At 67.6% G+C, this 24,774-nt stretch carries 28 protein-coding genes and 1 tRNA gene; 20 read left to right on the top strand and 9 right to left on the bottom strand.

Annotated elements, in window-relative coordinates; translation table 11 throughout:
• Positions 1-6: 6 nt before the first annotated feature.
• Positions 7-1,437, bottom strand: coding sequence for a vanadium-dependent haloperoxidase (locus ACFSKW_RS04220; RefSeq protein WP_379569312.1), 1,431 nt, complete (start codon positions 1,435-1,437; stop codon positions 7-9).
• A gap of 166 nt (positions 1,438-1,603) precedes the next feature.
• Positions 1,604-2,248, bottom strand: coding sequence for a phosphate signaling complex protein PhoU (phoU, locus tag ACFSKW_RS04215; protein ID WP_379569310.1), 645 nt, complete (start codon positions 2,246-2,248; stop codon positions 1,604-1,606).
• Positions 2,249-2,405: 157 nt separating this feature from the next.
• Between phoU and ACFSKW_RS04210 the strand changes: the two genes are divergently transcribed.
• Both ACFSKW_RS04210 and ACFSKW_RS04205 read left to right on the top strand, forming a co-directional pair.
• Positions 2,406-3,572 carry a sensor histidine kinase gene (locus ACFSKW_RS04210; protein ID WP_379569727.1) on the top strand — a complete coding sequence of 389 codons (1,167 nt, stop codon included), beginning with the start codon at positions 2,406-2,408 and terminating at the stop codon, positions 3,570-3,572.
• A gap of 66 nt (positions 3,573-3,638) precedes the next feature.
• The gene (locus ACFSKW_RS04205) at positions 3,639-4,331 is read left to right on the top strand and encodes a response regulator (protein WP_379569308.1); all 693 of its coding nucleotides are present in this window, start codon (positions 3,639-3,641) and stop codon (positions 4,329-4,331) included.
• A 685-nt stretch (positions 4,332-5,016) separates the two neighbouring features.
• On the opposite strand, the gene ACFSKW_RS04200 is transcribed toward ACFSKW_RS04205, so the two are convergent.
• On the bottom strand, positions 5,017-5,598 hold the full coding sequence (locus ACFSKW_RS04200) for a copper chaperone PCu(A)C (RefSeq protein ID WP_379569306.1): 582 nt from the start codon (positions 5,596-5,598) through the stop codon (positions 5,017-5,019).
• A 240-nt stretch (positions 5,599-5,838) separates the two neighbouring features.
• Between ACFSKW_RS04200 and ACFSKW_RS04195 the strand changes: the two genes are divergently transcribed.
• The 4 genes from ACFSKW_RS04195 (at position 5,839) to ACFSKW_RS04180 (ending at position 7,620) form a co-directional block, all read left to right on the top strand.
• Positions 5,839-6,321, top strand: coding sequence for a CarD family transcriptional regulator (locus ACFSKW_RS04195; protein WP_181615762.1), 483 nt, complete (start codon positions 5,839-5,841; stop codon positions 6,319-6,321).
• 17 nt (positions 6,322-6,338) lie between these two features.
• Positions 6,339-6,815, top strand: coding sequence for a 2-C-methyl-D-erythritol 2,4-cyclodiphosphate synthase (gene ispF, locus ACFSKW_RS04190; RefSeq protein ID WP_379569304.1), 477 nt, complete (start codon positions 6,339-6,341; stop codon positions 6,813-6,815).
• A 172-nt stretch (positions 6,816-6,987) separates the two neighbouring features.
• Positions 6,988-7,257, top strand: coding sequence for a GlsB/YeaQ/YmgE family stress response membrane protein (locus ACFSKW_RS04185; RefSeq protein ID WP_379569303.1), 270 nt, complete (start codon positions 6,988-6,990; stop codon positions 7,255-7,257).
• Between the two features lie 93 nt (positions 7,258-7,350).
• Positions 7,351-7,620, top strand: coding sequence for a GlsB/YeaQ/YmgE family stress response membrane protein (locus tag ACFSKW_RS04180; RefSeq protein ID WP_379569302.1), 270 nt, complete (start codon positions 7,351-7,353; stop codon positions 7,618-7,620).
• Here ACFSKW_RS04180 and ACFSKW_RS04175 read toward each other — a convergent pair.
• Together ACFSKW_RS04175 and ACFSKW_RS04170 are read right to left on the bottom strand one after the other, a co-directional pair.
• A complete protein-coding gene (locus ACFSKW_RS04175) occupies positions 7,617-8,747 on the bottom strand; it encodes a fumarylacetoacetate hydrolase family protein (protein WP_379569300.1) in 1,131 nt (376 codons plus the stop codon). The genes ACFSKW_RS04180 and ACFSKW_RS04175 overlap by 4 nt on opposite strands.
• A 69-nt stretch (positions 8,748-8,816) precedes the next feature.
• Positions 8,817-10,343, bottom strand: coding sequence for a hypothetical protein (locus tag ACFSKW_RS04170; protein ID WP_379569298.1), 1,527 nt, complete (start codon positions 10,341-10,343; stop codon positions 8,817-8,819).
• Positions 10,344-10,375: 32 nt separating this feature from the next.
• Here ACFSKW_RS04170 and ACFSKW_RS04165 point away from each other — a divergent pair, with 32 nt between their 5' ends.
• The 5 genes from ACFSKW_RS04165 to ACFSKW_RS04145 all read left to right on the top strand — a co-directional run bounded on the left by ACFSKW_RS04165 (position 10,376) and on the right by ACFSKW_RS04145 (position 14,052).
• Entirely contained in the window at positions 10,376-10,753 is a 378-nt protein-coding gene (locus tag ACFSKW_RS04165) for a PPOX class F420-dependent oxidoreductase (RefSeq protein WP_379569296.1), read from the top strand.
• 82 nt (positions 10,754-10,835) lie between these two features.
• Positions 10,836-12,227, top strand: coding sequence for a cysteine--tRNA ligase (cysS, locus tag ACFSKW_RS04160; RefSeq protein ID WP_379569294.1), 1,392 nt, complete (start codon positions 10,836-10,838; stop codon positions 12,225-12,227).
• Positions 12,228-12,240: 13 nt separating this feature from the next.
• Positions 12,241-13,203 (top strand): 23S rRNA (guanosine(2251)-2'-O)-methyltransferase RlmB, encoded by a 963-nt coding sequence (rlmB, locus tag ACFSKW_RS04155; protein WP_379569292.1) that lies wholly within the window; start codon positions 12,241-12,243, stop codon positions 13,201-13,203.
• 20 nt (positions 13,204-13,223) lie between these two features.
• Positions 13,224-13,296, top strand: a tRNA-Thr gene (locus ACFSKW_RS04150).
• A gap of 141 nt (positions 13,297-13,437) precedes the next feature.
• The gene (locus tag ACFSKW_RS04145) at positions 13,438-14,052 is read left to right on the top strand and encodes a DUF6461 domain-containing protein (protein WP_379569290.1); all 615 of its coding nucleotides are present in this window, start codon (positions 13,438-13,440) and stop codon (positions 14,050-14,052) included.
• Positions 14,053-14,137: 85 nt separating this feature from the next.
• Here the strand turns inward: ACFSKW_RS04145 and ACFSKW_RS04140 are convergent, their stop codons facing one another.
• Together ACFSKW_RS04140 and ACFSKW_RS04135 are read right to left on the bottom strand one after the other, a co-directional pair.
• On the bottom strand, positions 14,138-14,392 hold the full coding sequence (locus ACFSKW_RS04140; RefSeq protein ID WP_379569288.1) for a tyrosine-type recombinase/integrase: 255 nt from the start codon (positions 14,390-14,392) through the stop codon (positions 14,138-14,140).
• Positions 14,393-14,438: 46 nt separating this feature from the next.
• Positions 14,439-14,816 (bottom strand): hypothetical protein, encoded by a 378-nt coding sequence (locus ACFSKW_RS04135; RefSeq protein WP_379569286.1) that lies wholly within the window; start codon positions 14,814-14,816, stop codon positions 14,439-14,441.
• 27 nt (positions 14,817-14,843) lie between these two features.
• On the opposite strand from ACFSKW_RS04135, the gene ACFSKW_RS04130 reads away from it, so the two are divergent.
• From ACFSKW_RS04130 to ACFSKW_RS04115, 4 genes are all read left to right on the top strand, one after another.
• Positions 14,844-15,272 carry a NucA/NucB deoxyribonuclease domain-containing protein gene (locus tag ACFSKW_RS04130; protein WP_379569284.1) on the top strand — a complete coding sequence of 143 codons (429 nt, stop codon included), beginning with the start codon at positions 14,844-14,846 and terminating at the stop codon, positions 15,270-15,272.
• Positions 15,273-15,338: 66 nt separating this feature from the next.
• Entirely contained in the window at positions 15,339-16,451 is a 1,113-nt protein-coding gene (locus ACFSKW_RS04125; protein WP_379569282.1) for a hypothetical protein, read from the top strand.
• 408 nt (positions 16,452-16,859) lie between these two features.
• A complete protein-coding gene (locus ACFSKW_RS04120) occupies positions 16,860-17,144 on the top strand; it encodes a hypothetical protein (RefSeq protein ID WP_379569280.1) in 285 nt (94 codons plus the stop codon).
• Between the two features lie 211 nt (positions 17,145-17,355).
• On the top strand, positions 17,356-17,964 hold the full coding sequence (locus ACFSKW_RS04115) for a DUF6461 domain-containing protein (protein WP_379569725.1): 609 nt from the start codon (positions 17,356-17,358) through the stop codon (positions 17,962-17,964).
• Here ACFSKW_RS04115 and ACFSKW_RS04110 read toward each other — a convergent pair.
• Both ACFSKW_RS04110 and ACFSKW_RS04105 read right to left on the bottom strand, forming a co-directional pair.
• Complete coding sequence (locus tag ACFSKW_RS04110) at positions 17,961-18,335, bottom strand: transposase (protein WP_379569723.1); 375 nt, start codon at positions 18,333-18,335, stop codon at positions 17,961-17,963. The two genes, ACFSKW_RS04115 and ACFSKW_RS04110, sit on opposite strands and share 4 nt — an antisense overlap.
• Positions 18,336-18,525: 190 nt before the next feature.
• Entirely contained in the window at positions 18,526-19,086 is a 561-nt protein-coding gene (locus ACFSKW_RS04105; protein ID WP_379569278.1) for an SMI1/KNR4 family protein, read from the bottom strand.
• A gap of 208 nt (positions 19,087-19,294) precedes the next feature.
• Here ACFSKW_RS04105 and ACFSKW_RS04100 point away from each other — a divergent pair.
• The 5 genes from ACFSKW_RS04100 (at position 19,295) to ACFSKW_RS04080 (ending at position 24,303) form a co-directional block, all read left to right on the top strand.
• Positions 19,295-20,100 (top strand): IS5 family transposase gene (locus ACFSKW_RS04100; protein WP_379569276.1). Its coding sequence is split into 2 segments (ribosomal slippage): positions 19,295-19,646 and positions 19,646-20,100, totalling 807 coding nucleotides; the frame shifts between segments, so codons are not numbered across the junction.
• Positions 20,101-20,827: 727 nt separating this feature from the next.
• Entirely contained in the window at positions 20,828-21,286 is a 459-nt protein-coding gene (locus tag ACFSKW_RS04095) for a nuclear transport factor 2 family protein (RefSeq protein WP_379569274.1), read from the top strand.
• 138 nt (positions 21,287-21,424) lie between these two features.
• Positions 21,425-22,660, top strand: coding sequence for an epoxide hydrolase family protein (locus tag ACFSKW_RS04090; protein ID WP_379569273.1), 1,236 nt, complete (start codon positions 21,425-21,427; stop codon positions 22,658-22,660).
• A 579-nt stretch (positions 22,661-23,239) separates the two neighbouring features.
• On the top strand, positions 23,240-23,707 hold the full coding sequence (locus tag ACFSKW_RS04085) for a hypothetical protein (RefSeq protein WP_379569271.1): 468 nt from the start codon (positions 23,240-23,242) through the stop codon (positions 23,705-23,707).
• Between the two features lie 224 nt (positions 23,708-23,931).
• Positions 23,932-24,303: a hypothetical protein gene (locus ACFSKW_RS04080; RefSeq protein ID WP_379569269.1), complete on the top strand. Its 372-nt coding sequence runs from the start codon at positions 23,932-23,934 to the stop codon at positions 24,301-24,303.
• The last annotated feature ends 471 nt before the right edge of the window (positions 24,304-24,774 follow it).

Raw genomic sequence — 24,774 nt, 5'->3', positions numbered from 1 at the left:
GGCCGGTCAGCCGCGGCCCGACCAGTAGGCCTTCGCGCGGTCCCACGCGGCGCTGCCCACCGCGCGGCCGAGGGAACGGCCCTGCAGGTCGCCCGCACGGAAGTGGATGCCGCCGTACCTGCGCGACAGCCCCGCCTGGTCGGCCGCCTCGGTGAAGGTGGGCCAGCGCAGCGTCACGTCGTACGCGGGGCTCACGCCCGGCTCCACCTGCGACGAGCCCTTCGCGATCGCCGCGCCGCCGCCGAACGCGTCGCCGCCGGTGAAGCGCCGCAGCACCTCGGCGGCGGCCGCGCTGAACGTGCTGTGGCCGGAGACGTACTCGGCGAACGGCGGGGTCGGGAACGTCGGCACCTGGTAGGGCACCCACGTGGCGCCGTCGATCGTCCTGCCGCCCCAGGTGCGGATCTGCCGGCCCTGGTAGAGGAAGCGGATCGCGGTGATCGGGCGGGCCGAGTCGTGATCGCGCTTGACCTCCCACGAGGCGATTCCCGCGTCCATGACCGAGTTGGCCAGCGCGAAGAACATCTTCACGTCCGCGTCGAGGCCGTGCCGGTCGCGCGCCGACACCTGCTGGGCGAACAACGACCAGTGGCCCGGCGGGGTCTCGCTGCTCGGGCCGTCGGCCCAGTACTCGGCGATCGCCTTCTGCCTGTCGGTCAGCACCGCCGTACCCGACACGATCTCGGCGGCCTGCGCGCGGAAGGCGGGCGTGCCGTCCTGGGCGGGGGCGGGCACGCGGTCGGCGAGGTCGCGCGCTCGTCCGGAGAAGGAGGTGACCGCGCCCCAGTGCGGCGCCAGGAACGGCGGCGTGACGACCGCGCCCGCCTTGTTGCGGTAGGTGAGCGGCTGCCAGCGGCCGGGGTCGTCGACCGAGGCGAGCGGGTCGGCGACGACCATCGGCGCGTTGACGGGCGCGTAGCCGGTGGTGTCGGCGTAGCCGCCGAGCTGGTTGGAGCCGTCGGCGTGCCGGTGGTCGAGCACCGCCGTGCACGCGGCGAGCCCGGTGCGGGCGGGCAGGCTCGACGGGTCGGCAGGGTCGTGGCCGAGCTCGGCCATCAGCGCGTCGAAGCTCGCCCGCTGGGCCGGATAGAGGTCGACGGCGGCCAGGTGAGCGGCGTAGCTGATGGCCTCGGCCTTGTTCGCCTCCGTGCGCTCGGCCTCGGGCCGCCGCAGTGAGCCGCCGAGCCTGGTGCCGACGGCGACCGGGTCGTAGGCGGCCCACGCGTCATAGGCGCAGGTGTGGACGACGGCCAGCGCCCTGGCCACCATCGGCGGGCCGAGCGTGCCCGTGCGGATCGCCGACAGCAGCGCCTCGTTCCAGCGCACCACCACGGTGCGCGCCGCCGGCTCCGACTGGGCCGGTACGGCGGGCACGACGAGCGCTCCCGCGGCCGCGAAGGCGACCGTGAGCGCGCGTAAGGAAGGGTTGACGGGCATGGCGGATTCTCCTCGCGTCAGCGGGCCCCCGTGTGCTGGGCAGGACGTCGAAGATCTCACGACTCGAACTGGTGAGCGGACTATCGGGGAGGTAAGAGTTCCCTGTTACCGTCGCGGACGCCAAAAAGGGGATGGAAGCCTCCATCCCCTTGCCCCGCAGGCGTGCTCAGGCGGTACGCGACCCCGTCACCAGGTAGATCACGTCGCCGGCCACCCGCACCGCGTGGTCGGCGTAACGCTCGTAGTAGCGCCCGATCAGCGTGATGTCGATCGCGGGCTCGACGCCGTGCTTCCAGTCCTTGTGCAGGATCTCCTTGAACAGGCGGCGGTGCAGGCGGTCCATCGCGTCGTCGTCGGCTTCCAGCTCCTTGGCCGCCTCAACGTCACGGGAGGCCACGCACGCGCCCGCCTTGGTGACGAGGTTCTCGGCGATCTGGCCCATCTGCAGGATCGTGGAGCGGATCTCCGGCGGGATCGCCGACTCGGGGTGACGCAGCCTGGCGACCTTGGCCACGTGCTCGGCCAGGTCGCCCATGCGCTCGAGGTCGGTGCCCATGCGGAGCGCGGTGATGACCATGCGCAGGTCGATGGCGACGGGCTGCTGGCGGGCCATCAGCTCGTAGATCGACTCCTCGACGTCGGCGAAGATCCGGTCGATCTCCTCGTCGTGGGAGATGACGCTTTCCGCGAGCGGCAGGTCGGCGTCCAGGAGCGCGGTGGTGGCGCGCGAAATGGCCGAACGGACGAGTCTGGTCATCTCGACCAGCTTGTCGGTGAGCGAATCGAGATCTTCGTGGTAAGCGTCACGCATGTCGTTACCGTACGGGCAGCGCGATGAACGAACCCCGACCGAGAGATGAACTTTCCGGGAAACAGAGCGTTCAGCCCCTGGTGAGGGGTCTGTAACCAGGACAAGCCCACCTACCATCGACAGTGTAGGACTGCAGGAAAGGATGCGCATGGGTGAGATGGCCATGAGCTTCGCGGCTCTGGCCGGCTTCGTCGTCGGGGCCGTCGCCGTCCTTGTCTACCGGAACCAGATCGAGGTCCGGCACAGGGGCGAGAACGCCGACGACGCGGAGACCGGCGCGCTGCCGCAGGGCGTGGCCTCCGTGCTGGCCGTACTGCCCTCCTCCGCGGTAGTGCTGGACGCGCACGACCGCGTGCTGCGCGCCAGCTCGGCCGCGAGGGCCTTCGGTTTAGTGAAGGGTGACCGGCTGATGGCGGCCGAACTCCTCGCACTGGCCAGGCAGGTACGGCGCGACGGCGAGATCCGCGAGAGCGAGATCGACGTCGCGGGGCACAAGTTCGGCCAGGAAGTGACCAACTTCGCGGTGCGCGTGGCGCCTCTCGGCTCCCACGGCCAGGTGCTGGTGCTCGCCGAGGACCAGACCGAGCGGCGCAGGGTCGAGGCGGTCAGGCGTGACTTCGTCGCCAACGTCAGCCACGAGCTCAAGACCCCCGTCGGCGCGCTCAGCCTGCTGGCGGAGACGATCCAGGACGCCGCGGACGACCCCGAGGCGGTGACCCGCTTCGCCGGTCGCATGCAGCACGAGGCGGCCAGGCTGACCTACCTGGTGCAGGACCTCATCACGCTGTCCAGGATCCAGGGCGCCGAGCCCATCCCCACGCCAGGACAGGTGGCGATCGACGAGGCCGTCCACGACGCCATAGACCACTGCAACACCAAGGCCATCGCCAAGGACATCACGCTGGTGGCGGGCGGCACCGAGGGGCTGCGCATCTGGGGCGACGACGAGCTGCTCGTCACCGCGCTGCGCAACCTCATCTCCAACGCCATCGCCTACAGCCCCGAGCACACCAGAGTCGTCGTCAGCGCCCGCCCTGCGGGCGACTGCGTCGAGATCAGCGTCAGCGACCAGGGGATCGGCATCCCCGAGGAGTCGCTGGAGCGCATCTTCGAGAGATTCTTCAGAGTCGACGCCGCCAGGTCGCGCGCGACCGGCGGGACAGGTCTCGGCCTCGCCATCGTCAAGCACGTCGCCGTGGCCCACGCCGGGGAGGTGAGCGTGTGGAGCAAGGAAGGTTCAGGCTCCACGTTCACGATGCGCCTTCCCGCGTTCGGCGGCTCCGCCGTCCCCGTTCAACGACCTCTGGAGGCCGCCAATGGCTGAGCGTCGCGAAGCCACCGACAAACACCGCACCACCGCTCGGGTCACCAACCCGGCCAAGGAGGGATCGTGACCCGAGTGCTCGTCGTGGAGGACGAGGAGTCGTTCTCCGACGCACTTTCCTACATGCTCCGCAAGGAGGGCTTCGAAGTCTCGGTCGCGGCGACGGGGCCCGAGGCCCTCGACACCTTCGACCGCAGCGGCGCCGACCTGGTGCTGCTCGACCTCATGCTCCCCGGACTGCCCGGCACCGAGGTCTGCCGCTCGCTGCGGCAGCGCTCGAAGGTGCCCGTCATCATGCTGACCGCCAAGGACAGCGAGATCGACAAGGTGGTCGGTCTCGAACTGGGCGCCGACGACTACGTCACCAAGCCGTTCTCCTCCCGCGAGCTGGTCGCCAGGATCCGCGCGGTACTGCGGAGGCAGGGCGACACGGTGGAGGAGGTGGAGTCGGCGGTCCTCGCGGCCGGTCCCGTCCGGATGGACGTGGACAGGCACATCGTGGCCGTGCGCGGCGAGCAGGTGCAGCTTCCGCTGAAGGAGTTCGAGCTGCTCGAGGTGCTGCTCCGCAACGCGGGACGGGTGCTCACCCGCGGCCAGCTGATCGACAGGGTGTGGGGCGCCGACTACGTGGGCGACACCAAGACGCTCGACGTCCACGTGAAGCGGCTGCGGGCCAAGGTCGAGGCCGACCCGTCCAATCCCCGGTGCATCCTGACGGTCCGCGGGCTGGGCTACAAGTTCGACCCCGTGGACGACTGACGCTTCCCCCGAGACGAGAAACCCCGCTTGCCGTACGGCAGGCGGGGTTTCGCTCGTCAGGATGGGGCTGCGAGGGCCTGAGAGGGCCTCTGGAGCCCCTGCCGTCCCGCCCAGCCCGTCCAGGGCCGTTCGGGGTGGTGCGGGAGCTCTCCGGGGATCATGTTCGTACCGCGTCCGGCGCCGGAACTCCCGGCCCGCTGTCCGCCGTTACACGCGGCGCCGGAGAGACTCCCTGACCGGTGTCCGCCTTCGTGTGCGGCGCCGTAGGGACTCCCCGCACCGGTGTCCGTCTTCGTGTGAGGTGCCGGAGAGATTCCCTGACTGGTGTCCCGCCTTCGCGTGTGGCGCTGAAGGGACTCCGGCGCCGCTGATCGCGGGGCTTGGCCGGCGACCTTCGCCACCCGCCCGCGAAAGCTCGCGGGGGAGCGGTGTAGGGGACCCACGGGCCCCGGCCCTGCGGCGCCCGGCGACGGCTTCTCCGACGCCTGGGAGCCGGTCATACGACGCCCCCAGGACGGGGTCCTACGACGACTGGGGCCGGTCCTGCGTCCCCGGGCCGTACCGACGGGGCGACCGGGGCCGGTTCTGCGTCCCCCAGGGCCAGGCCGTACGGACGGGACGCTGGGGCCGGTTCTGCGCCCGCCGGGGCGTCAGTGGCCGGACCCGGCGGGACGCCGGCGGGGCGTCAGTGGCCGGATTCGGCGGTGTGCGTCTCGGTCGGCGTCGGCGTGGGCGGGGCGGGGGTGGCGCCCGGCGCGCTCGGGTACGGGGTGAACTCCCGGCTGCGGGTGACCACGGGCACGGTGACCGACACCGAGCCCGCGTTGGCGAACTGCAGCGCGAGCTTGACGCTCTCGCCGCCGCTGAGCGGCTTGGTGAGGCCCTCGATCATCAGCTGGGGCGATGGCTTGCCCGTGTTGACGCCCTCGTTGCTCGGCAGCGCGATCGGCGCGGCCATCTTCACCGTGCCGAGGCCCTCGGCGGTGACGCCCACGAGCGAGTCGGCCTCGCCGTTGGTGTTGACGAAGTGCAGGTAGATCGGGGCGGAGCCGCCCTGGGCGAGCCTGGCGCCCGAGTCGGGGCCGAGGACGAAGGCCTGCGGTATCTTGACGCCGCGTGCGCCGTACGAACCGTCCTGGATGAGGGCCGCGGCCTCGTTCGGCGCGTACGGCTTGTTGGTGTTGGCGTCGAATCCGGCGGCACAGCCGGCCAGTACCGGTGCGGCAAGGAACGCAGCGGCGGCGATAATCCAGCGACGGCTGGTCACGGGCGGGTTCTCCTTATGGCGCGCGTGCGAGTTGGGGCAGCGCCAACCATATCCATCCGGGTTCATGGTCATATCCGCACCCCCGCAGGTCATTCGCTATGTCAGGATCTGCGATTCACAGAGTTGAACGGTTGTCAAGTGGTAATATGCGGCTTTGACCTGCAGTTATGGTGATTTCACTGTTCCGGGAGGCTGTGGACGCGTGGTACCCTGGAGTACAGCGGAAGGGGTACTTGTCACATGACTTTCCAGGTCGGCGACACTGTCGTCTACCCCCACCATGGGGCTGCTCGGATCGAAGAAATCACGACCCGGACCATCAAGGGTGTGGAAAAGACCTACCTGGTGCTCAAGGTCGACAAGGGCGACCTTACCGTCCAGGTGCCTGCGGAGAACGCGGAACTCGTCGGTGTGCGCGATGTCGTCGGCCAAGAAGGCCTTGAGCGCGTTTTCGACGTTCTGCGCATGCCTCACACCGAGGAGCCGACCAACTGGTCGAGGCGTTACAAGGCGAATCTTGAAAAGCTCGCGTCAGGTGATGTCAACAAGGTCGCCGAAGTCGTTCGGGATCTCTGGCGGCGTGATCGTGAGCGCGGCCTGTCGGCGGGCGAGAAGCGGATGCTGGCCAAGGCCCGCCAGATACTGGTGAGCGAGCTGGCTCTCGCGGAGAAGACCAACGAGGACAAGGCCGAGGCCCTGCTCGACGAGGTCCTCAACTCCTGAACACCAATCTCCCACGGGTGGGCGTCGGAGTCGACGTCCACCCGTTCGCGTCTGGCCGTGAGCTCAACCTGGCCGGCCTCCACTGGCCGGGCGAGACCGGGCTCGAGGGCCACTCCGACGGCGACGCCGCCGCGCACGCGGCCTGCGACGCCCTGCTGTCCGCCGCGGGTCTCGGTGACCTGGGCGGACTCTTCGGCACCTCCGACCCGCGCTGGTCGGGTGCCGCGGGTGTCGTGCTCCTCGAGGAGACCGCGCGGGTCGTGCGCGCGGCCGGCTTCACGATCGGCAACGTCGCCATCCAGGTGATCGGCAACAGGCCCAAGCTGGCGCCCCGCCGTACCGAGGCGGAGAAGGTGCTGAGCGCGGCCGTCGGCGCGCCCGTGAGCGTCAGCGCGACCACCACCGACGGTCTCGGTCTGACCGGCCGCGGTGAGGGGATCGCGGCCTTCGCCACCGCTCTCGTCGTCGAGGGAGTCAACCCTCAGGGCGGGTAGCGCGTCTTTCTGGCGAGGGGTAATCCCGGCGGGTGGTGCCAAGCCCGCCGAGCCACCGAGGGTGGCGGTCTGTCACTGGCGCGGTACGGACCGCCACCTTTGGCATGCGTGATCTGCGGAAATGTCGGGTACGTCCCGTTTGGGCATGTCACCATCACGGGGGGAACTCGACATGATCGGTTCGATCATTTCCGCGATTGTCTTCGGCATCGTCATCGGGGCGATCGCCAGGCTCATCGTCCCTGGCAAGCAGCACATGTCGCTGGCCATGACCTGGATCGTCGGCGTCGTGGCGGCCCTGGTCGGCACCCTCGTCGCCTACTTCCTCGGGCTCACCAGGACCCCCGGCATCAACTGGTGGGAGCACATCCTCCAGATCCTGTTCGCCGTGGTCGGCGTCCTCATCGTCGCGCGCGCCCAGGCGACGCGCGGCACGCATTGACCTGCGACTTCGGCATCGCCGTGATTATCCGCGCACAGCCGGGTAATCGTCTCCCCGTGGGCAGTGAAAATCTCACCCCACGGGGAGGTTCTCATGACAATCGAATCCATCCTCGGTGCCATCGTCATCGGGGCCGTCATCGGCGCGATCGGTCGTCTTCTTCTTCCCGGAAGGCAGGCCATCGGCTGGATCCTGACCATCGTGGTCGGGATCGTGGCGGCACTCATCGGCACGGCTCTGGCGCAGGTCCTCGGCGTCGCGACGACCTCCGGCATCGACTGGATAGAGCTCGTGATGCAGGTGGTCCTGGCGATCGTCGGCGTCGGTATCGTCGCAGGTCTACGACGCGGAACGAGCGTCTAGACGGCGGGTGACACCGTTCCCCTTACCTCGCCGAACCCGACTCCGTCGAACGTGCGGGCGGTGAGCAGGACGGAGTCCCCGTCCGCGAGGAACGGCCCGTTCCCCGTCAGCTCCAGCAACGTCCCATTGCCCCCCACAGGGCCTGAGGCGAGAAGATCGCCGGTGCGCAGCGGCGCGCCGGCGATCGTGCTGTGCGCGAGCAGCTGCGGCCCCGTCCAGTACTGCCTCGCGTAGTCGGGCTCGGACAGCAGCTGGTCGTTGACGTTGACGCCGAGCGTGATGCGCAGGCCCGCCGGCTCGTACGCCCTGAGGTACTCCGCGGGCTCGGGCCCCGTCTCCGGCTGCTCCACCCTCGCGGCGTTCAGCGCCGCCAACGGCACCACCCACGGCGAGACCGACACCGCGAACGACTGGCCCAGGAACGGACCCAGCGCGCGCGACTCCATCGAGATCAGGTCGTAGGCCCGCCACACGTTCATCAGCACCATGCCGAACACGTGGTGCGGGAAGTCCTTCGTCCCCAGCGGGTACGGCGGAGCCGAGGGCACGCCCACCACGTAGCCAAGCTCGGCCGACAGGTCGAGGCGCTCGGCGGGCTTCAGGAAGCCGTCCCTGCGCTGGCCCGAAGGGCGCACGACGCGCGAGCCGGAGACGGCGACGGCCGACGCCCTGCCGTACTGGCCGACGGGCATCATGCGCCACGTCGGCGGCAACGGGTCGCGGCCAGGCGGATGGAACATCCTGCCGAGGTTCGTCGCGTTCTCGATCGAGGTCTGGAACAGGACCAGATCCGCCACATTGAACGGCAGATGCATCCTGACCTTCGACTGCGGCAGAAGACAGGGGAGCACCCGGTCCATGTACGACACGTCGGTCAGCAGCTCCGTCAGCCGCTCGCGCACGTGGAACCAGGCCCGAGGGCCCGCCCCCATGAAGGTGTTCAGCTTGCCCGCGGCGAACCAGTACGCCTCGGGCATGACGCCCGTGGCCGTCAGCTGGTGCAGGTCGAGCACCTGGTCGCCGATGGCCACGCCGACGCGCGGAAGCTCACCCTCACGGGAGAAGACACCGTAGGGCAGGTTGTGGATGGGAAAGTCGCTTCCCTCAGGGATTGGTACCCATGCCATGATCGCCACGGCAGGCTTGTGCCCGCATTCGAGTCAGCTCGCCACCCCTTGCGGGTCAAGCTTCGGTCTTCATTCCTCGGGCGGGAGAGGGGTACTGCGCAGACGTCCTGAGGGGGCGTCGTGGTGCGGGGCCTCGTGTTCCGAGGAGGCGTCGGCAGGCGCGGCCTCCTGCGGCTCATGGGGCTCGTCCGGGCCTAAGGCGGGCTCGGTCTCGTCGGCCGCCTCGGGGCCGTGACCCGGGTCGGGGCCCGCGGCGCGGGCGGTCACGGGACGGGCGGTCGCGGGACGGGCCTTCCGGGGACGGGCGGATGAGTCGGAGACGACCCTGACGGGCTGGGTGTCGGCGTCCTTGACGCTGTCGGAGTCGCCGGGGCGCGGGTGAACCAGCACGTCGGCCGGTCGGGTCCTGGGCAGGTCGCCCCAGCGGACGGGGCGCTGGGGCTCTTCGACGGGTTCCGCCGGTTCGCCGGTGTGGACGGGGTGGGGTGCGGTCACGACGTCGGCTTCCTGGTCGCGCGCTCCGGCCCTACTCGGCGGCTCTTCGGCGGCCAGGGGCTCGGAGTGGGCGGGCCCGGAATGGGCGGGATCGGGGCTGGTGAGATCGAGATCGACAGGCTCGGCATGGGCAGGATCGGGGTCGACGGGCCGAGCCTGGGCGGTCTTGAGATAGGCGGGCTCGGGGTCGACGGGCTGGGCCTGGGTGGTTGCGGGTGGGGCGGTCTCGGGATGAGCCGGCTCGGGATCGACCGGTTGGGTCTCGGCGGATGCGTGGACCTGGCGGTCCTGCTCGGCGGGGGCCGGGTCCTGCGGGACCGGCTCGGGTGAGCGGGTCTCGACGGCGGGTCCCGGATACAGGTCGAGCTCGGGGTCGGGGTCGGTCCTCGGCTTCGGCACGGCCTGCGGCTCCGCCGTACGGCCGGGCTCCGAGTGCCACCGGGTGACGCGCTCCGACACGGGGATCGACGGTGTCTCCAGGGCCGGCGTGGTCTCGCGCGCGGGCGTGGCGGGGACCGGTGGCGTCTCGGGGGCGGGCGTGGGGCCGACCACGGGGGTGGGCTCCTCAGGCTCCGGCTCGGCGGCCGCATCGGTCAGCGGAGGCGCTTCACGAGGGCCGCGGAACGGCACGATGTCGCGCTCCGCCGTACCCTCGACGGCGTCGGCCTGCTCCCTGCGGGCCTGCACCTGCTTGATCATCACCAGCCACAGCCACAGCGCCACCCCCAGCATCACCCACGGCGCGACCGCCACGCCCACCGCGACCGCGTCGGCGGGCAGCCGGGCGGCGCCGTTCGTGGTGACCAGCACGTTCACGGTGGCCGCGGCCGCGATGAGCAGCACCAGCACGACGGCCGCCTGGGCGCGCACCAGGAACCGCCCCGCGCGCAGCAGCAACACGCTGATCAACGCCACCGCCAGCAGGGCGTCGAAGGCCGCGGGATAGAGGAAGGCGAGGTCGGCGCGGGCCCTGCCGAGCACGGCGAGGGCGCGCAGGTCGTCGAAGGAGAGCGCGCAGGCGGCGGCGGTGAGGCCCGCGACGGCGAGCCCGGCGAATGCGATGCCGATACGGCGCAGCGCGGAGGGGGGAGTCACGTCCATGGCGTTTTCGAGCCTACAGAACAATAGTGTTCATGAACGAGGACGTGAGAAAGCTGTTCGACGGCCCCAACTTCGCGACCTTGACGAGTGTCAACCCCGACGGCGGGCCGCAGTCGACCGTGGTCTGGGTGCGGACCGACGGGGACGACATCCTGGTCTCCACCGTGAAGGGCCGTCGCAAGCCGCGCAACTTCGAGCGGGAACCGCGGGCCAGCATCCTGGTGATCGACCCCGCCGACCCCTACAGGTACGCCGAGGTGCGCGGCAGCGTGACCATGGAGGACGACCCCACGGGTGCGCTGATCGAGGAGCTGTCGCTGAAGTACACGGGCAACCCGTGGGAGGAACCGCCCGGCAACGAACGGCTGATCCTCCGCATCCATCCCCGCAAGGTCATCTTCAGGCGCTGAGCACCCCACGCATTGACACGGATTGGGCGCCATGCGTGGGATCGCTTAGCCAAAGGCCCCCGCAGTCCGTACGCTTGCCTTCGTGAGCCTGCACCTATACGACACCAGCACGCGCGCCATCCGTGAATTCGTTCCGGTCGAAGCCGGCCGGGCGTCGATTTATCTGTGTGGGGCCACCGTGCAGGCGCCGCCGCACATCGGGCACATCCGCTCCGGTGTCAACTTCGACGTGCTCAGGCGCTGGATGACGCGGTCGGGCTACGACGTGACGTTCTGCCGCAACGTCACCGACATCGATGACAAGATCATCAGGGTGGCCGCGGCCGAGGGCGTGCCGTGGTTCGTCATCGCCGAGCGCAACCAGCGGGCCTTCTCCTGGGCGTACGACACGCTCGGCTGCCTGCCGCCGACCGTCGAGCCGCGCGCCACGGGACACGTGCCCGAGATGATCACGCTGATGCAGCGCCTGATCGAGCGCGGCCACGCCTACGCCTCCGGCGGGGACGTCTACTTCAACGTCCAGTCCTACGCCTCCGAGTACGGCAAGCTGTCCAACCAGAAGCTCGAGAACATGCGCGCCGCGGGCGACACCGACGACGAGTCGTGCAAGCGCGACCCGCGCGACTTCGCGCTCTGGAAGGGCGAGAAGCCCGGCGAGCCGATCTGGCCCACGCCCTGGGGGCCCGGCCGTCCCGGCTGGCACCTGGAGTGCTCGGCCATGGCCACCAAGTACCTCGGCTCCACCTTCGACATCCACGGCGGCGGGATCGACCTGATCTTCCCGCACCACGAGAACGAGATCGCCCAGTCCCAGGCGGCCGGCGACGGGTTCGCGCGCTACTGGATGCACAACGGCATGCTCAAGATCGGCGCGGAGAAGATGAGCAAGTCGCTCGGCAACTCCCTGCTGATCCCCGACCTGATGGGCCGGGTGCGCCCCGTCGAGCTGCGCTACTACCTGGCGGCGCCGCACTACCGCTCCTCCATCGACTACTCCGAGGAGGCGCTGCTCGAAGCGGCCGCCGCCTACCAGCGCATCGAGGGGTTCGTCGTCCGCGCCGCCGAGGTCATCCACGACGTCGACGCCGACGCCCCCCTGCCCCAGGCCTTCGTCGACGCGCTCGACGACGACCTCGGCACGCCCCAGGCGCTCGCCGTGGTGCACGAGGTCGTCCGTGAGGGCAACGTCGCCCTGGCCCGCGGCGACAAGGAGGCCGTCGCCCGGCTACTGGCCGAAACCCAGACCATGCTCGACGTGCTCGGCCTCGACCCTCGCTCAGCCCAGTGGCGTACGGCGGGCTCCGACCTCACCGGGGTCGTCGACTCCCTGGTCAAGGTCGCACTGGAGCAGCGCGAGGCGGCCCGGGCCCGCAAGGACTACGCGGCGGCCGACGCGATCAGGGACGGCCTCGCCGCGGCGGGCATCACGGTCGAGGACACCCCGCATGGGGCTCGATGGGAGTTGACCCGCTAGTACCCTTGTTGGCATGGCAGCAGGTGGAAGAGCGTCAGGCAGGCCCTCCAAGAAGAAGGGCCCGTCCAAGGGCACGGGCGGCAACGTCCGTCGATCCCTGGAAGGCAAGGGCGCGACTCCGCCTGCGCACATGAGGCACTGGTACAAGGACAAGGCCCGCGGCGAACGCATCGCCCGCGAGGAGCGGGGCGGGTCGTCGTCGCGGCCCGCCGCACGGCAGAAGAAGTCCGACGACGCTCCCGAGTACATCGGCGGGCGCAACCCCGTCGTCGAGGCGCTTCAGGCGGGCGTGCCCGCCAACGCGCTCTACGTCGCCCAGCGCATCGACAACGACGACCGGGTCCGCGACGCCATCAAGATCGCCGCGGACAAGGGCATCGCGCTGCTCGAAGTCACCCGCGACAAGCTCGACCGCCTCACCGAGGGGGCCGTCCACCAGGGCGTCGCCCTCCAGATCCCCGCCTACGACTACGCCCACCCCGACGAGCTGGTCGAGCTCGCCCACGACGCCGCCGAGGTGCCGCTCATCGTCGCCCTCGACAGCGTGACCGACCCCAGGAACCTGGGCGCGATCGCCCGCTCGGCGACCGCGTTCGGCGCGCACGGGCTGCTGATCCCGTCCCGCCGCGCCGCCGGCGTGACGGGCGGGGCATGGAAGACGTCCGCCGGCACCCTCGCCAACCTGCGCGTCGCCCGCGCGGCCAACCTGACGGCGGCGCTGCGCGAGTACCGCGAGGCGGGGCTGTTCGTGGTCGGCCTGGACGGAGCGGGCACCGTCGACATCGACGAGGTGTCCCTCCTCGAGGAACCGCTCGTGGTGGTCGTCGGGTCGGAGGGCAAGGGCCTGTCCCGGCTGGTACGCGAGCAGTGCGACGTGGTCGCCCGCATCCCCATGCACGCGGCGGCGGAGTCGCTGAACGCGGGAGTGGCGGCGGGAGTGACGTTGTACGAGGTCGCTCGTCATCGGCGGCGGTAGCGTCTAGACTGTGAGGCCGCGCCGACGTAGCTCAATCGGCAGAGCATCTGTCTTGTAAACAGAAGGTCAGGGGTTCGATTCCCCTCGTCGGCTCTATGGTCAAAGGCCCTTCCGGGTGATCCGGGAGGGCCTTTTTGATCTCCGTACAGCAGCGTTGTACAGCAACCTCTCCGGCTTCTGTCGGTCTTGCCTGCGATGATCTTCCCCTCTGGCTCTGGGCTGATGGAGGTCAGCGTGGTTGATGATCAGATGGCGCGTGAGACATACCTGCACTACAGGCGGTTGCTCGATGACAGCTGGATGGGAGTGGCCATCTGCTGGACGGTGTTGGTGCCCCACGACGGGTCTCGGCTGAGTCTCACGGAGATCGGCGAACGGGTGAGTGAGACGGGGCACCACAAGGTCTACGAGACGGACACCTTCGAGCATGAGGCGGCGCTCATGCACCTGTCGGATGGCGCGCCCTGGGCGATGCTCGTCGATCCTTCTGATCGGCATGTCGCGCTTTTCGAGAACAACGGGTACTGGGGAGTTCATCCACCGGTGCTATCCCGCCTGAGCATGGGTGGGCGAGCATACAGCGCGTACTGGAACGTCAACGCCCACAATTCCGTCGGCTTTGCCGTCGATGGCGAGATGGTGCTCTCCTTCGACGCCATGTACGCCGAAGAGGCGGTGGGGCTGCCTGGTTGGGAGCGGTGGCCGCAGGTGCAGGCGGTCCTTCCCTATTTCGATTGGAGGAGGGGGGAAAGCTGGCGCGCTGCTGCTCTGACGGCTATCGAGCTCGCCACAGGAGTGAGGCTGAGCGAGGAGTGGGTTGGCGAAGCGCCGTCCTTCCTGACGGGCTGATGGAACGAGCTGGACCCTCGTACATGGGAGGAAGGTCCTGCTCCTGGGCGTCACGAGTTGGGCTGGCTGTTATCGAGGCTGGCGTTCAGCCGGTCAAGGGCCTTGCGGGTTTCCGGGCTTGGGATCTGGGTGTAACGTTCATGGTCACCGAGATCTGTGAGTGCCTGAGGATGCGCATCGCGACGCGCGGATGGACGTCGAGGGCGGCCAGGAGCGAGGCGCAGGTGTGCCGGGTGTCGTGGACGCGGATGCGAGGGACACCGGCGTTCTTGCAGTGAGCGTCGAAGGCACGGTTGAGGTTGCGCGGTTCGATGGGTGTGCCGTACTTCGTGGTGAACACGAGGTCGGAGTCCTGGGCTTGGTCACCACAACGCTGACGCCGAGGTTCATCGGACGCTCAGTGATCCGGATGGCCGCTCGTCCACGATGACGGTGGAGGTCGAGCATGACCCGGCCGCCACCAGCCAGGGCAGTGGTCTGATCTGGTCGGGCAGCACCACCAGCGCTGTCGGTCGTGGCTCCGCCGCCATGATCACCATGCCCACCGGCAAGCTGAGCGACGGGTGGAAGGTGCGCTGGCGCGCCCGGGCCACCGCCGCAGGCGTCAACGGCGCCTGGACCACCTGGCACACCCTGAGCGTGGACATCTCCAGCAACTCGCCTACTGGCACCGCGAGCCAGGCGAAGATCCCCGTAGCCTCCCGAGGCCAACTCACTACCACCGCAACGGCCAGCAAGAGGTTCCCTACCAGCACGTCACGCATGACGAATGCCTCACCAATGTGGCGAAGATGAACGACCCCACGTACTCCGGTTCTTACCATCAGACGAGCTGGTATTCGAAGAACTCCTTCAGTCTCTGCTGGGCAGGATGTGCCGGACTATCTACGAGCTACAAGAGCCCGGACAGCTGCGACGAGTTTCCTTTCGCGTCCGCGTACGAGGGCGCGGCCAGCACGAGCAATCAGTACTCGGTCGAGTTGATCGACGTGAAGGACAACTGTTCTTCGGGGTCACGCCTCGGTGTCTGGTACATGAGGAACCGGATCAGGGAAGGCTCGCCGTTCGCGGTGGACGTGATTCCGTTCGGTCAGACCCGACCGGTCAGCGGCGCGCCAGGAGTGGTCGTGACGGACCCCTTGCCAGATGAAGCCGACTACTTCAACGTTTGCACGATAGACGGCGTCGGAGAATTCGTCGGCCCCATCCAGCCGCAATAAACTCATCCGATCGAGGTCGGGGCAGGAACCCTGCCCCGACCCACCCTGTCCTTCGGACAAGGAAAGATGATGATCGACCTCTTCGCCTCCTACGCCACTACACGCGACCTACTCCCCGACCAGGGATCGATCACCTGGGTCGGCATCGCCGAGACGGAAGCCCTCGTAGAACTACTGGGAAACCCGACCAGAGAGATCTCCGGTGCCACCATGGACGACGTGTGCGCCACTGCCATGGATCTCTCCGGTGAGGAGGCAATCGTCCTCGTCTCTCAGCACGGCGGGTGGACAGTGCTCTTCGAGCCGACCCCTTTCTGTGGCTCCGATCCACGCGCCTTCCAGCAATTCTCCGCACACAGCGCTGCCCTAAATGTGAGTTGGACCGTGAATCACGACGTGTGGGTCACCTACGCGTCCGGCGGTCAAATCGTCGCCAGGTTCGATCCGCTCGACCTCGCAGCTGTCCAGCCGAAGTCCGGAGCCGTATGGCTTCGAGAACTTCCCGTAACCTCCTCGCAGTTGGCGGCCGACTGGATGGCGGCATGCCTGGCACTCGGCGAGCACCTCTCGGGGATCGGGCTCGATGCGAACTGGTTGCGAGCCGGCCACCGGGGCGTCGTTGTTCGCCGGAGCCCTGTAGTCAACACCGCAGTCTCGCATCTCGACCTCGATGACGACGAACTCGCTGCTGCCCAGCAGGACCCCCGGGTCGCGGCCGTGATCGCCGAACCCACGGAGGACAAGCTTCCGCTCATCACCGAACTCATCGCGCGGATCGCGGTCTCCTCCGCGAACCTGCCCGGACACGTACTGGTCGACAGAGCGTTTCAGCTGATCACAACGGACCCTGACCACCGTGGCGACACACCCGAGATGCGCGCTCAGCTACGTGCCTGGAGCAACGACCTGGTTAGGCAGGCAAACGCGGCCTTCGAGTCATCCGAGGCGAACGGCTCGGGACACGTGCTTCCAGGCCACGAGACCGCCCACGGCCGCCTGCTGCTGCAGGGAGCGGCCGTAGAAACGCTGATAAGGGCTCTGGCAAACGACGATCCGGCGTATGTCGCTTACAAGACCGCCAGTCAAGCCCAAGCGACCCACCCGAACACGGCCAATGGCGATGCCGGGCGTCTGCGGGCCCTGCTGCTGGCGGCTCATCACATCTACGAGCAAGGGTGAGTGTGGGAGTTCGCGAGCCATATTCGAGATGATCAAGGAGTGCTCTTCGCCGTCACCGCATGTTCCTGCAGCTCAAGCTTTCGGGCCACATCTAGCAACAGCCGCTCTCCTAATGCGGGTGTCGGATGGCTGCCGCGAGGCTTCCGCTCCTCGGGCCTGGCGGCCCTGCGGTGCGGGTCCTCTTGCCACCGGACATGAGGGCGGGCGGCCGTAGCTTGTTGCTGTACAGCAGAGCCGTACAGCAACACCGCCTTACACGATCACACACCACCGGACCACATGTACCGCCTGAGCAGGGCGGAAGGCCATAGACGAGGCACTTGCCCTTCCCTACGGATCTGGTGGTCAGGTGTCGTACAAGCCGTCCCAGGGTTCGTAGAAGCCGAGGTCGTCCGGGTAGAGCTCGGCGTGCTCGGTGCCTTCGAAGGTCTCAATGACGAGACCGAAGAGCACGTCGTCGACTTCGTGGCGGAAGGGCCGGATGGCGATGTCGCCGAAGCGGAGGCCGGGGAGGGCATTGAGCCACTGCTTCAGCCGCTGCTGCGCTGCGTCGCCGGCGGCCCGGTAGTTGTCGTCGGTCCCGGTGCGCTCGATGCGGGAGTCGAGGTGGTGGCCGGCGGCGTCGAAGGTGTGCAGGACGGCGTGCCAGCGTTTGTGCGCCTGCCAGTCGTCGGTGTGCGTGTTAGCAGGTGAGCACCGACCACAACCAAGCCGCAGGACGCGACCTGGCGGCCTTCTACGCCTGCTACCGCGTCTTCACCTCTGGCCAGCTCGAAGGCGGCGCGGGCAACTGGCCATCCAATGCCTTCTGGGTCAGAATCCGCAACGGCGCACCACCGTCATAACGTCATAGCCGGGAGAGGGCCTCGCCCTCTCCCGGCTCCTCCACCATCGGAAGGTGAGCATGCAGTCGCCGACGCACCTGCGCGATCTCCTAGTCTCGACCATCTTCACCGAGGGACTCGATGACGAGATGGACCTCTGGACGCTGGGATTCAGCGCCCTCTGGGTCAAAGGAATGGATCGCGACGCCGTCGCCGAGGCCTTCTCCCTGGACCTCGTCACCAGCACGCCGAGCCACCTGAACGAATTGCTCGACAACAGTGAGGAAGGCGGGCCCACCTGGGTCGGCGAGGCCGGAGGGTGGACCTGCATCATTCCGGGGCCGACCGACGACGATTTCCTGCTGCCGTTGACGGCGGGCGGGCGGGAGGCGCTCTGCTTCAGTATGGATATGGGCGGCCATGACCATTTCAAGTATCTGAAGGACGGGGAGGTGGTTGTCGCCTTCCAGCCCACCTGGCCCGACCCCATGCACGGGAGCGATCCGCACGCGCTCGACCACCTCATGGAAGGGCTGCGCTTCCAGACCAGCGGCGACGACGTCATCGAGGATCGCGTGGACGAGGGCGAGAGCATCAGCTCCGTCCTGACGCTGATCGGCCGGATCACGGGGACGGACATCGCCGCTGACTGGCTTGAGGCGACGCACTCGCTCATCTACCCTCGCTAAGGCCTGTCTGATAATTCGGTTTGGCGGAGCCACAGCATGAGGGAAGCGATGGTGACGCCCGCGAGATAGCGGCTGGCGAGCTTGTCATAGCGGGTAGCGACGGCTCGCCACTGCTTGAGCTTGGCAAAACACCGCTCGACCAGGTTGCGGTCCTTGTAGGCGGTCGCATCGAAGGAGGGCGGGCGGCCTGCGCGGTTGCCTTTGCGCTTGCGGTTGGCGATCTGGTCCCGTCGTTGCGGGATGACCGCCCGAATGCCGCGTCGTCGCAGATACACGCGGATCTTGCGGGTGGAGTAGCCCTTGTCGCCGATGAGCCGGTCTGGCCTGGTGCGGGGACGGCCGATGCGGCGGCGCAGCCGGAAGGTGGCCATCACCGACTCGAAGGCGAATCCTCGCCGAGTGCTGGGTGCCGGATTCGGGGTTGGTCCCGAATTCGGCACCCGGGCACTGAACCTTTCCGCGTAACCCTTGATCGGCCGCGACCGATTGAGAGTTTCTTTTGTGCTCCAGCGAGTACGAATTATGCGGAACGCAGGTCGCGCCGCAACGCCAAAGGGGGCATCAATGCGCGTATCGCAGTCGCAGCTCGTCCATTGCGAGGTCCCAGAAGGACCTGTAACGGTTAGCCCCGGGCAACCCTGCTTCGAGGTACCAGGCTTCCCACTCACCTTCAGCGGTGCGGACGTGGGGATTGAGGAGAGCCACTCCGTCAGCCCAATATCCGATCAGAAGGGTGTCGGGCACATACTCCCCTCTGTAATGGATGGAGTCCTGCTCCAGTCCGTAGACGAAGTAGAGCCCGTCGGGCACGCTCCATGAGTTCTCCCGCTTGGGTGCTGACCAGCTCTCGGCGATCGAGGGATCGACGTCGCGGAGCCAGCCGACTTCGTTGACGCGTAGCAGGCAGCAGTCATCATCGCTGCCCCACCCGTTGGCGAACAGGAGAAACTGCCGGTAACTCGGCGGCAGCTCCATGCCCAGCCGCTCTTCAAACTGGCGGACCTCTGCTTCGGTAGCCGAGGGATACAGATCGCCGAGTGGACTGACCGCCGGGTGACCGGAACTTTTGGTCACCGGATGCTTTGCAGGGAAGCGTTCAGGCCATGCGTACTGGGCACTCATGGCGAAGAAGATATCCCGTTTCGAGTGGCTGCTGCATTTGACGCACAAAGCTAGGGCTGCCCCTTCCGATAACCTCCAGGTGTGGGACATACGCGAGATGATCAAAGCATGGCTCTATCGATGCTTGGCATCCCCGCAGGTCACCCAGCACAGGAGCGCCACTTTCCTAAGACCGTGACTCATTTGGGGATTGATCGTTAGATCGTTCGTGGATGCGTTCCTTTGGCGGCTTGTGCCAGATGAGTTGTGGGAGTTGTTCCAACGGGTGGTTCCGCCGGCGCCGACGCGGCCGCAAGGTGGCGGGCGGCGGCGAGTCGACGATCGGGCGATCCTGGCGGCGATCGTGTATGTGGCCACCACCGGGTGTGCGTGGCGGCAGTTGCCGCCGGTGTTCGGCGCCTCCTGGCAGACGGTGCACCGTCGCTTCGCCGAGTGGAGCGCCGCGCGGGTGTGGGCCAAGCTGTATCGGATCCTGCTGGACGAGCTCGGCGCCCGAGGAGAGCTGGACTGGTCGCGGTGCGCGATCGACTCGGTCAGCGTGCGGGCGGTCAAAGGGGGGAGCTGACAGGTCCGAATCCTGTCGATCGCGGTAAGAAAGGGTCGAAGATCCACCTCATCACCGAGCGGACCGGTCTGCCCCTGGCTGTCGCGATCAGCGCTGCCAACACCCACGACAGCCTGGGCTTGGAACCGCTGGTGCGCAGCATCCCGCCCATCCGTTCCCGCCGTGGGCCTCGACGTCGCCGGCCGGGAAAACTCCATGGTGACAAGGGCTACGACTATCCCCATCTGCGGACCTTTCTGCGCGGCCGGGGCATCATCCCGCGCATCGCCCGCCGCGGGATCGAGTCCAGCCAGCGGCTGGGCCGCCATCGCTGGGTGGTGGAGCGCACCGTTTCCTGGCTTGCCGGCTGCCGCCGCTTACACCGGCGCTACGAACGCCGAGCCGACCACTTCGCATCCTTCGTCGCCATCGCCGCAGCCCTTATTCGCTACCGCCGACTCACCAAATGAGTCACCTTCTAAAGCGGGTGTCCTTGGCTGCCGCGGGGAGATCCTGGAGCGGGCCTTCGTGTTTGTCAGGACATCCTCGGGATCTTGCTAAAAGGTGGCTCCCGTTACTCGCCGATCGACTGGGCGGAGACGTCTGCCGCCGAGGCTTCCGCCGCGCGGATCACGTGAGCGTGGACACGCAGTGTGATGGACGGGTCGGCGTGGCCGAGGCGGGTCGCGACGACGTGGAGGGGCACGCCGGCCCGGAGGAGCGTGGTCGCGTGAGGTGGACGGGCTCACCCCAGCCGGTCGTGAAGACGTAGCCGTCGTCACCTCGCCATTCAGGGCCGACGGTCTGCTCTTTGTGCTGATTGCGGAGAACCGCGATGGTGCCGTCGTCGAGGCTGACGATGCGTTTCCTGCCGCTCTTCGTGGCTCCCCGGAGCGGCAGCAGGCCTGGCGTCCTCATCGCCGGGTGCCACGCCAGGTACTCGGCCAGCGACTCACTCTGGTCTCCGTGCCCGTTCCGGCGAGGGTGGTCGATGTCGGCTCAACCGTTGCATGCCTTTTTGGACTTGTGAGTCCATTTTTGACATCGCATGATGAGTGGACCGTGAAGTCCAGAACGGAAGCTCGCCAACTTTCTGTGGTGCCCACATCACCGAGCAGCCCGCTTGAGGCTCCGGCCGGCCGGAGCGCAGCACCGGCGGGATGTCCGCCCACATCACCGGTAGAGGGATGATCGATTATGGATGCCATTGAGCGTCTGAGCATTACTGAGGATCTTCGTCGTCTGATGGCTCGCTACGTCCGTTACGCGGATCATCAGCGCTGGCAGGACCTGGCGAATCTGTTCACGCCAGACGGCACGTTCACCCCGCACAAGCCGGACGGATCGGTGTGGTTGCACATGGAGGGCCGGGAAGGGATCGCCGCCACGGTCGGCGCCAGCGGCGGCCCCGGCGTCACCCTAGTCCACCACCTGTTCTCCGACGAGATCGACGTCGACTCGGCGATGGCCGCCCATGGCGTATGGGCGATGGAGGACATCATCACCCGGCCTGAGGACGCCGACGTGTCCGAGGACATCCCTTTCAGGGGCATGCACGGCTTCGGCCATTACCACGCACGATTCGTCATGGCGAACGGCTCCTGGTACATCGCCGAGCTCAAGCAGACCCGGGTCCGCCTGGACTTCACCAACTGACGCTACCTGCGGCCCCCTCACACCTCGCCCGGCGGCCGGTCACACCCGACCACGGCACGACCGGAACACCGGCAGTCGGCGGCACCCGCCTGCCGGACAGCAACTTCTCTTTCACCACTACGCGAAAGCAGCCTTGCCGTGAGCAACAACATCAAGTTCAGCGCGCTGGAACCGTACAAGATCGATGTCTCCCATGAGGCCCTGGACGACCTCAAGGACCGTCTGAAGAAGACCCGCTTCTTCGACGACCTGGACAACGAGGAGGAGTACTACGGGATCAGCACCGCCTACCTCAAGCCGCTCGTGGAGTACTGGGCGGACGGCTTCGACTGGCGTGCGCAGGAGAAGCGGCTGAACACCCACGACCAGTACAAGGTCGAGATCGACGGCACGCCCGTGCACTTCTACTACGTGCGCGGCAAGGGCCCGAGCCCGGTCCCGCTCGCCATTCATTCCGGCTGGCCGTGGTCCAGCGGGTTCAGCCTCCCGCTCATCGGCCCGCTGACCGACCCCGCCGCCCACGGCGGTGACCCGGCCGACTCCTTCGACGTCGTCATCCCCGACCTGCCCGGATTCGCCTGGTCCACCCCCGTCGGCAGGGGCGACCTGAACTACTGGAAGATCGCCGACATCATGCACAAGCTCATGACCGAGGTGCTGGGCTACGAGAAGTACGCAGCGGCGGGCTCCGACTACGGCGCCCTCGTCACCAGTGCGCTCGGCCACAAGTACGCCGACAGCATCATCGGCCTGCACTACGGTCACGACATGCCTCCGGGCCAGTTCGCGAACGAGCGGTTCTGGGACCTGACCGACGGCGCCAAGATTCCCGAGGACGCCACTCCGGAGCTGCGGGCAGGCCTGGAGAACCTCGTCAGCACCTACGTCTCCCACGTCGCGGTCCACATGCTCGACGCGTCGACCCTCACCCACGGCCTGAACGACTCTCCCATCGGCATGCTCGCCTGGCTCCTGCGGAGGTGGAAGAAGTGGAGCGACAAGAGGGGTGACTTCGACGAGAATTTCCCCCGCGACTTCATCCTCACCGAGGCCACCGCCTTCTGGGTGAACCAGGCCATCGGCTCCTCCATCCGCATGTACCGCAACGCGGTGCGCTACCCATGGGTGCCCTCCCACGATCGCCGGCCCGTCGTCGAGCCGCCGACCGGCTTCACCTTCCTCCTTGGCGACGCCTACCCGCCCGGCGTCGACACCGTCGAAGCGCGTATCGCCGCCTTTGAGAACGGCCCCACGCGCAGCTCCTTCAACGTGATCAACGTCAACGCCCACATGAAGGGCGGCCACTTCGTCCACTACGAGAACCCCGAAGCCTTCACCGACGACGTCCGGGAGACCTTCCGAAAGCTGCGCTGACCATGTAGCCGTTCGGGCCATCCACCGGCGCCACAGGTGGAGAATCGGCGGCGGCCAAAGGCGGCTGGATCTGTTTCGAAGACGAAGCGGGCCGGGGACTGAGGCCGCCTCGCGCCCGTCGCTGGGGCCGGCGCGGTCACACCCCGGGGGTGCACGTGCGTGGCAGCGGCACGCCGGGGTGGTCTGCTACGAATCCGGAGCCCGCTTCAGGCTGATCTACCGGCTGCACCTGTACCGCGGTCGCAAGGACGAGTCCAGAAGCTTCGCCTGGACCGACTATTGCGAGCTGCTCCTCAGGCACACCGGCAGCTGGATGCCCCGATCGTGTTGGTGTGGGACAACCTGGTCCGGCACCTGGTGCCCAGTATGAAGGCGTTCATCGAGGAGCACGCCGTAGCTGACCGTCTTCCAGCTTGTCCGGGTCATCAAGCGGGGCCTGAAGAAGATCCAGTACCGACGGATGCCTCACCGGCACCGGTCTGGCTCTCGACAGCTGACCAATTCGAGGACCTGTTGCCCCATTTCGGTAGCATCGCGTGGCCAAGATGAGGGGTTCGGCCGGACGAATCGAGTGAGCACATGAGCGACGACGTCCTCTCGGTCATCCCGACCGATCCGCACTGGCAACCCAGTAAGGCAGCCGCTGACCGCGCCGCCGCGATCGTTGCGGACCTGGCGCCCGGCACGCCTGGCGGCGTCGATGTCGAGATCGACGTCACCTGGCACGACACGCTCACTGTCGTCGACTGCGGCCAGAATCTGGAAAGGATCGGCTGTCCGCACTGCGGGGCGTCGATCGACACCGAGTGGTGGGCGGCTCTTCTGGAAGCGAACTGCGAGGACGGCTTTGCCACCCTGGCCGTCGAGGTCCCCTGCTGCGGCGTCGAGTCGACACTGGACGCGCTGGACTACGACTGGCCGTGTGGATTCGCCCGCTTCGAGATCGCCATCTGGAATCCAGACCGTATCTGGTTCACCGACGAAGAGCTGGCTGCGCTCGGGGCGGTGCTCGGGCACCCTGTGCGTCAGATCAGGGCGCACATCTGACCCTCGCCCGCCGGAAGCCAGACACCCCGATCAAGCCGACAACACGAATTCACGCTCAATACCTCTTGCCCAGGCATGCCATGGCCGTAGCCCAGGTCGGCGAGGTCCTGTCGCTCGGATGTTGGCCATGGGTGGGAGTGATCGACAGCTCGCTTCCACATGGACGATCATGCGGAATCTCGTAATGAAGATGTAGAGGCCCTGGCATTCGAGATGCTTGATCGATGAGCGTGCCGATCGGCGACAGCGAGCTACAAGAGATCGAGACCCGTGCCCAAGCCGCAACGCCTGGACCGTGGTACGTGCGGTTCCTTGACGATGACGCTGCCGCGAACCTGGTCGCTATCAGCACCGTGCCCGACGTCGGAGAGGGTAAGCGTTGGCCGGCGTGGAATGGCAGTGAGATGGTGGCGGCCACATTGGTGCAGTTTCCGAGGCCCTACGTCGCAGGTCCTGACGATCGTTGGGATGAGAACGCGACGTTCATCGCGCACGCGCGGTCCGATGTCCCGCGGTTGCTGGCCGAGATTCGGCGTCTGCGCACTCTGCTGGAAAACACGCACCGCGATGACGCCGACGACGACCGGTCTAAATAACGCTGCTGCTAACAACGTCCCTGGATGCCGATGGACGTTCATAGAAAGTGATCACGGCGGGGGTGTCCGTGAGCAGGCATTTCTGGCACTGGCCTGAAAGGGGTGGCGCCCTGCTGCCTCTTCTTGCGGAGCCGGCCTGGCTCATGTGGTTTTGGGGCGATGCGGCCGTGGCCGATGTCGTACATTCCGGGCGCCGTAATGATCTGCGGCTCCGAACGGCTCGCGGGGAGTGTCGGAACGGGAATCAGCGATAGCGGGCCGACACGTCGGCGTGGGTGACGGCCGCGACCGGGGCCGGGCACGCCGACGCGGCCATCCTGACACCACTGGTGAGGGCCGGGCGCCGACCTCGCCCTGAACGTAAGAGGCCCGACCGGACTGGACCCCGGCCGGGCTCGGCCGGCCGCTCGGTTGCGTCCACGGAAGTGGTGTACGAGTTTGACCTGCTCACAAGCGTGGCAGCCGTGAATG

The organism is Nonomuraea mangrovi (assembly GCF_042681425.1).
GTDB lineage: Bacteria > Actinomycetota > Actinomycetes > Streptosporangiales > Streptosporangiaceae > Nonomuraea > Nonomuraea mangrovi.
Note: the sequence above shows the minus strand (reverse complement) of the source record. Positions and strands in the feature narration are given on the sequence as shown.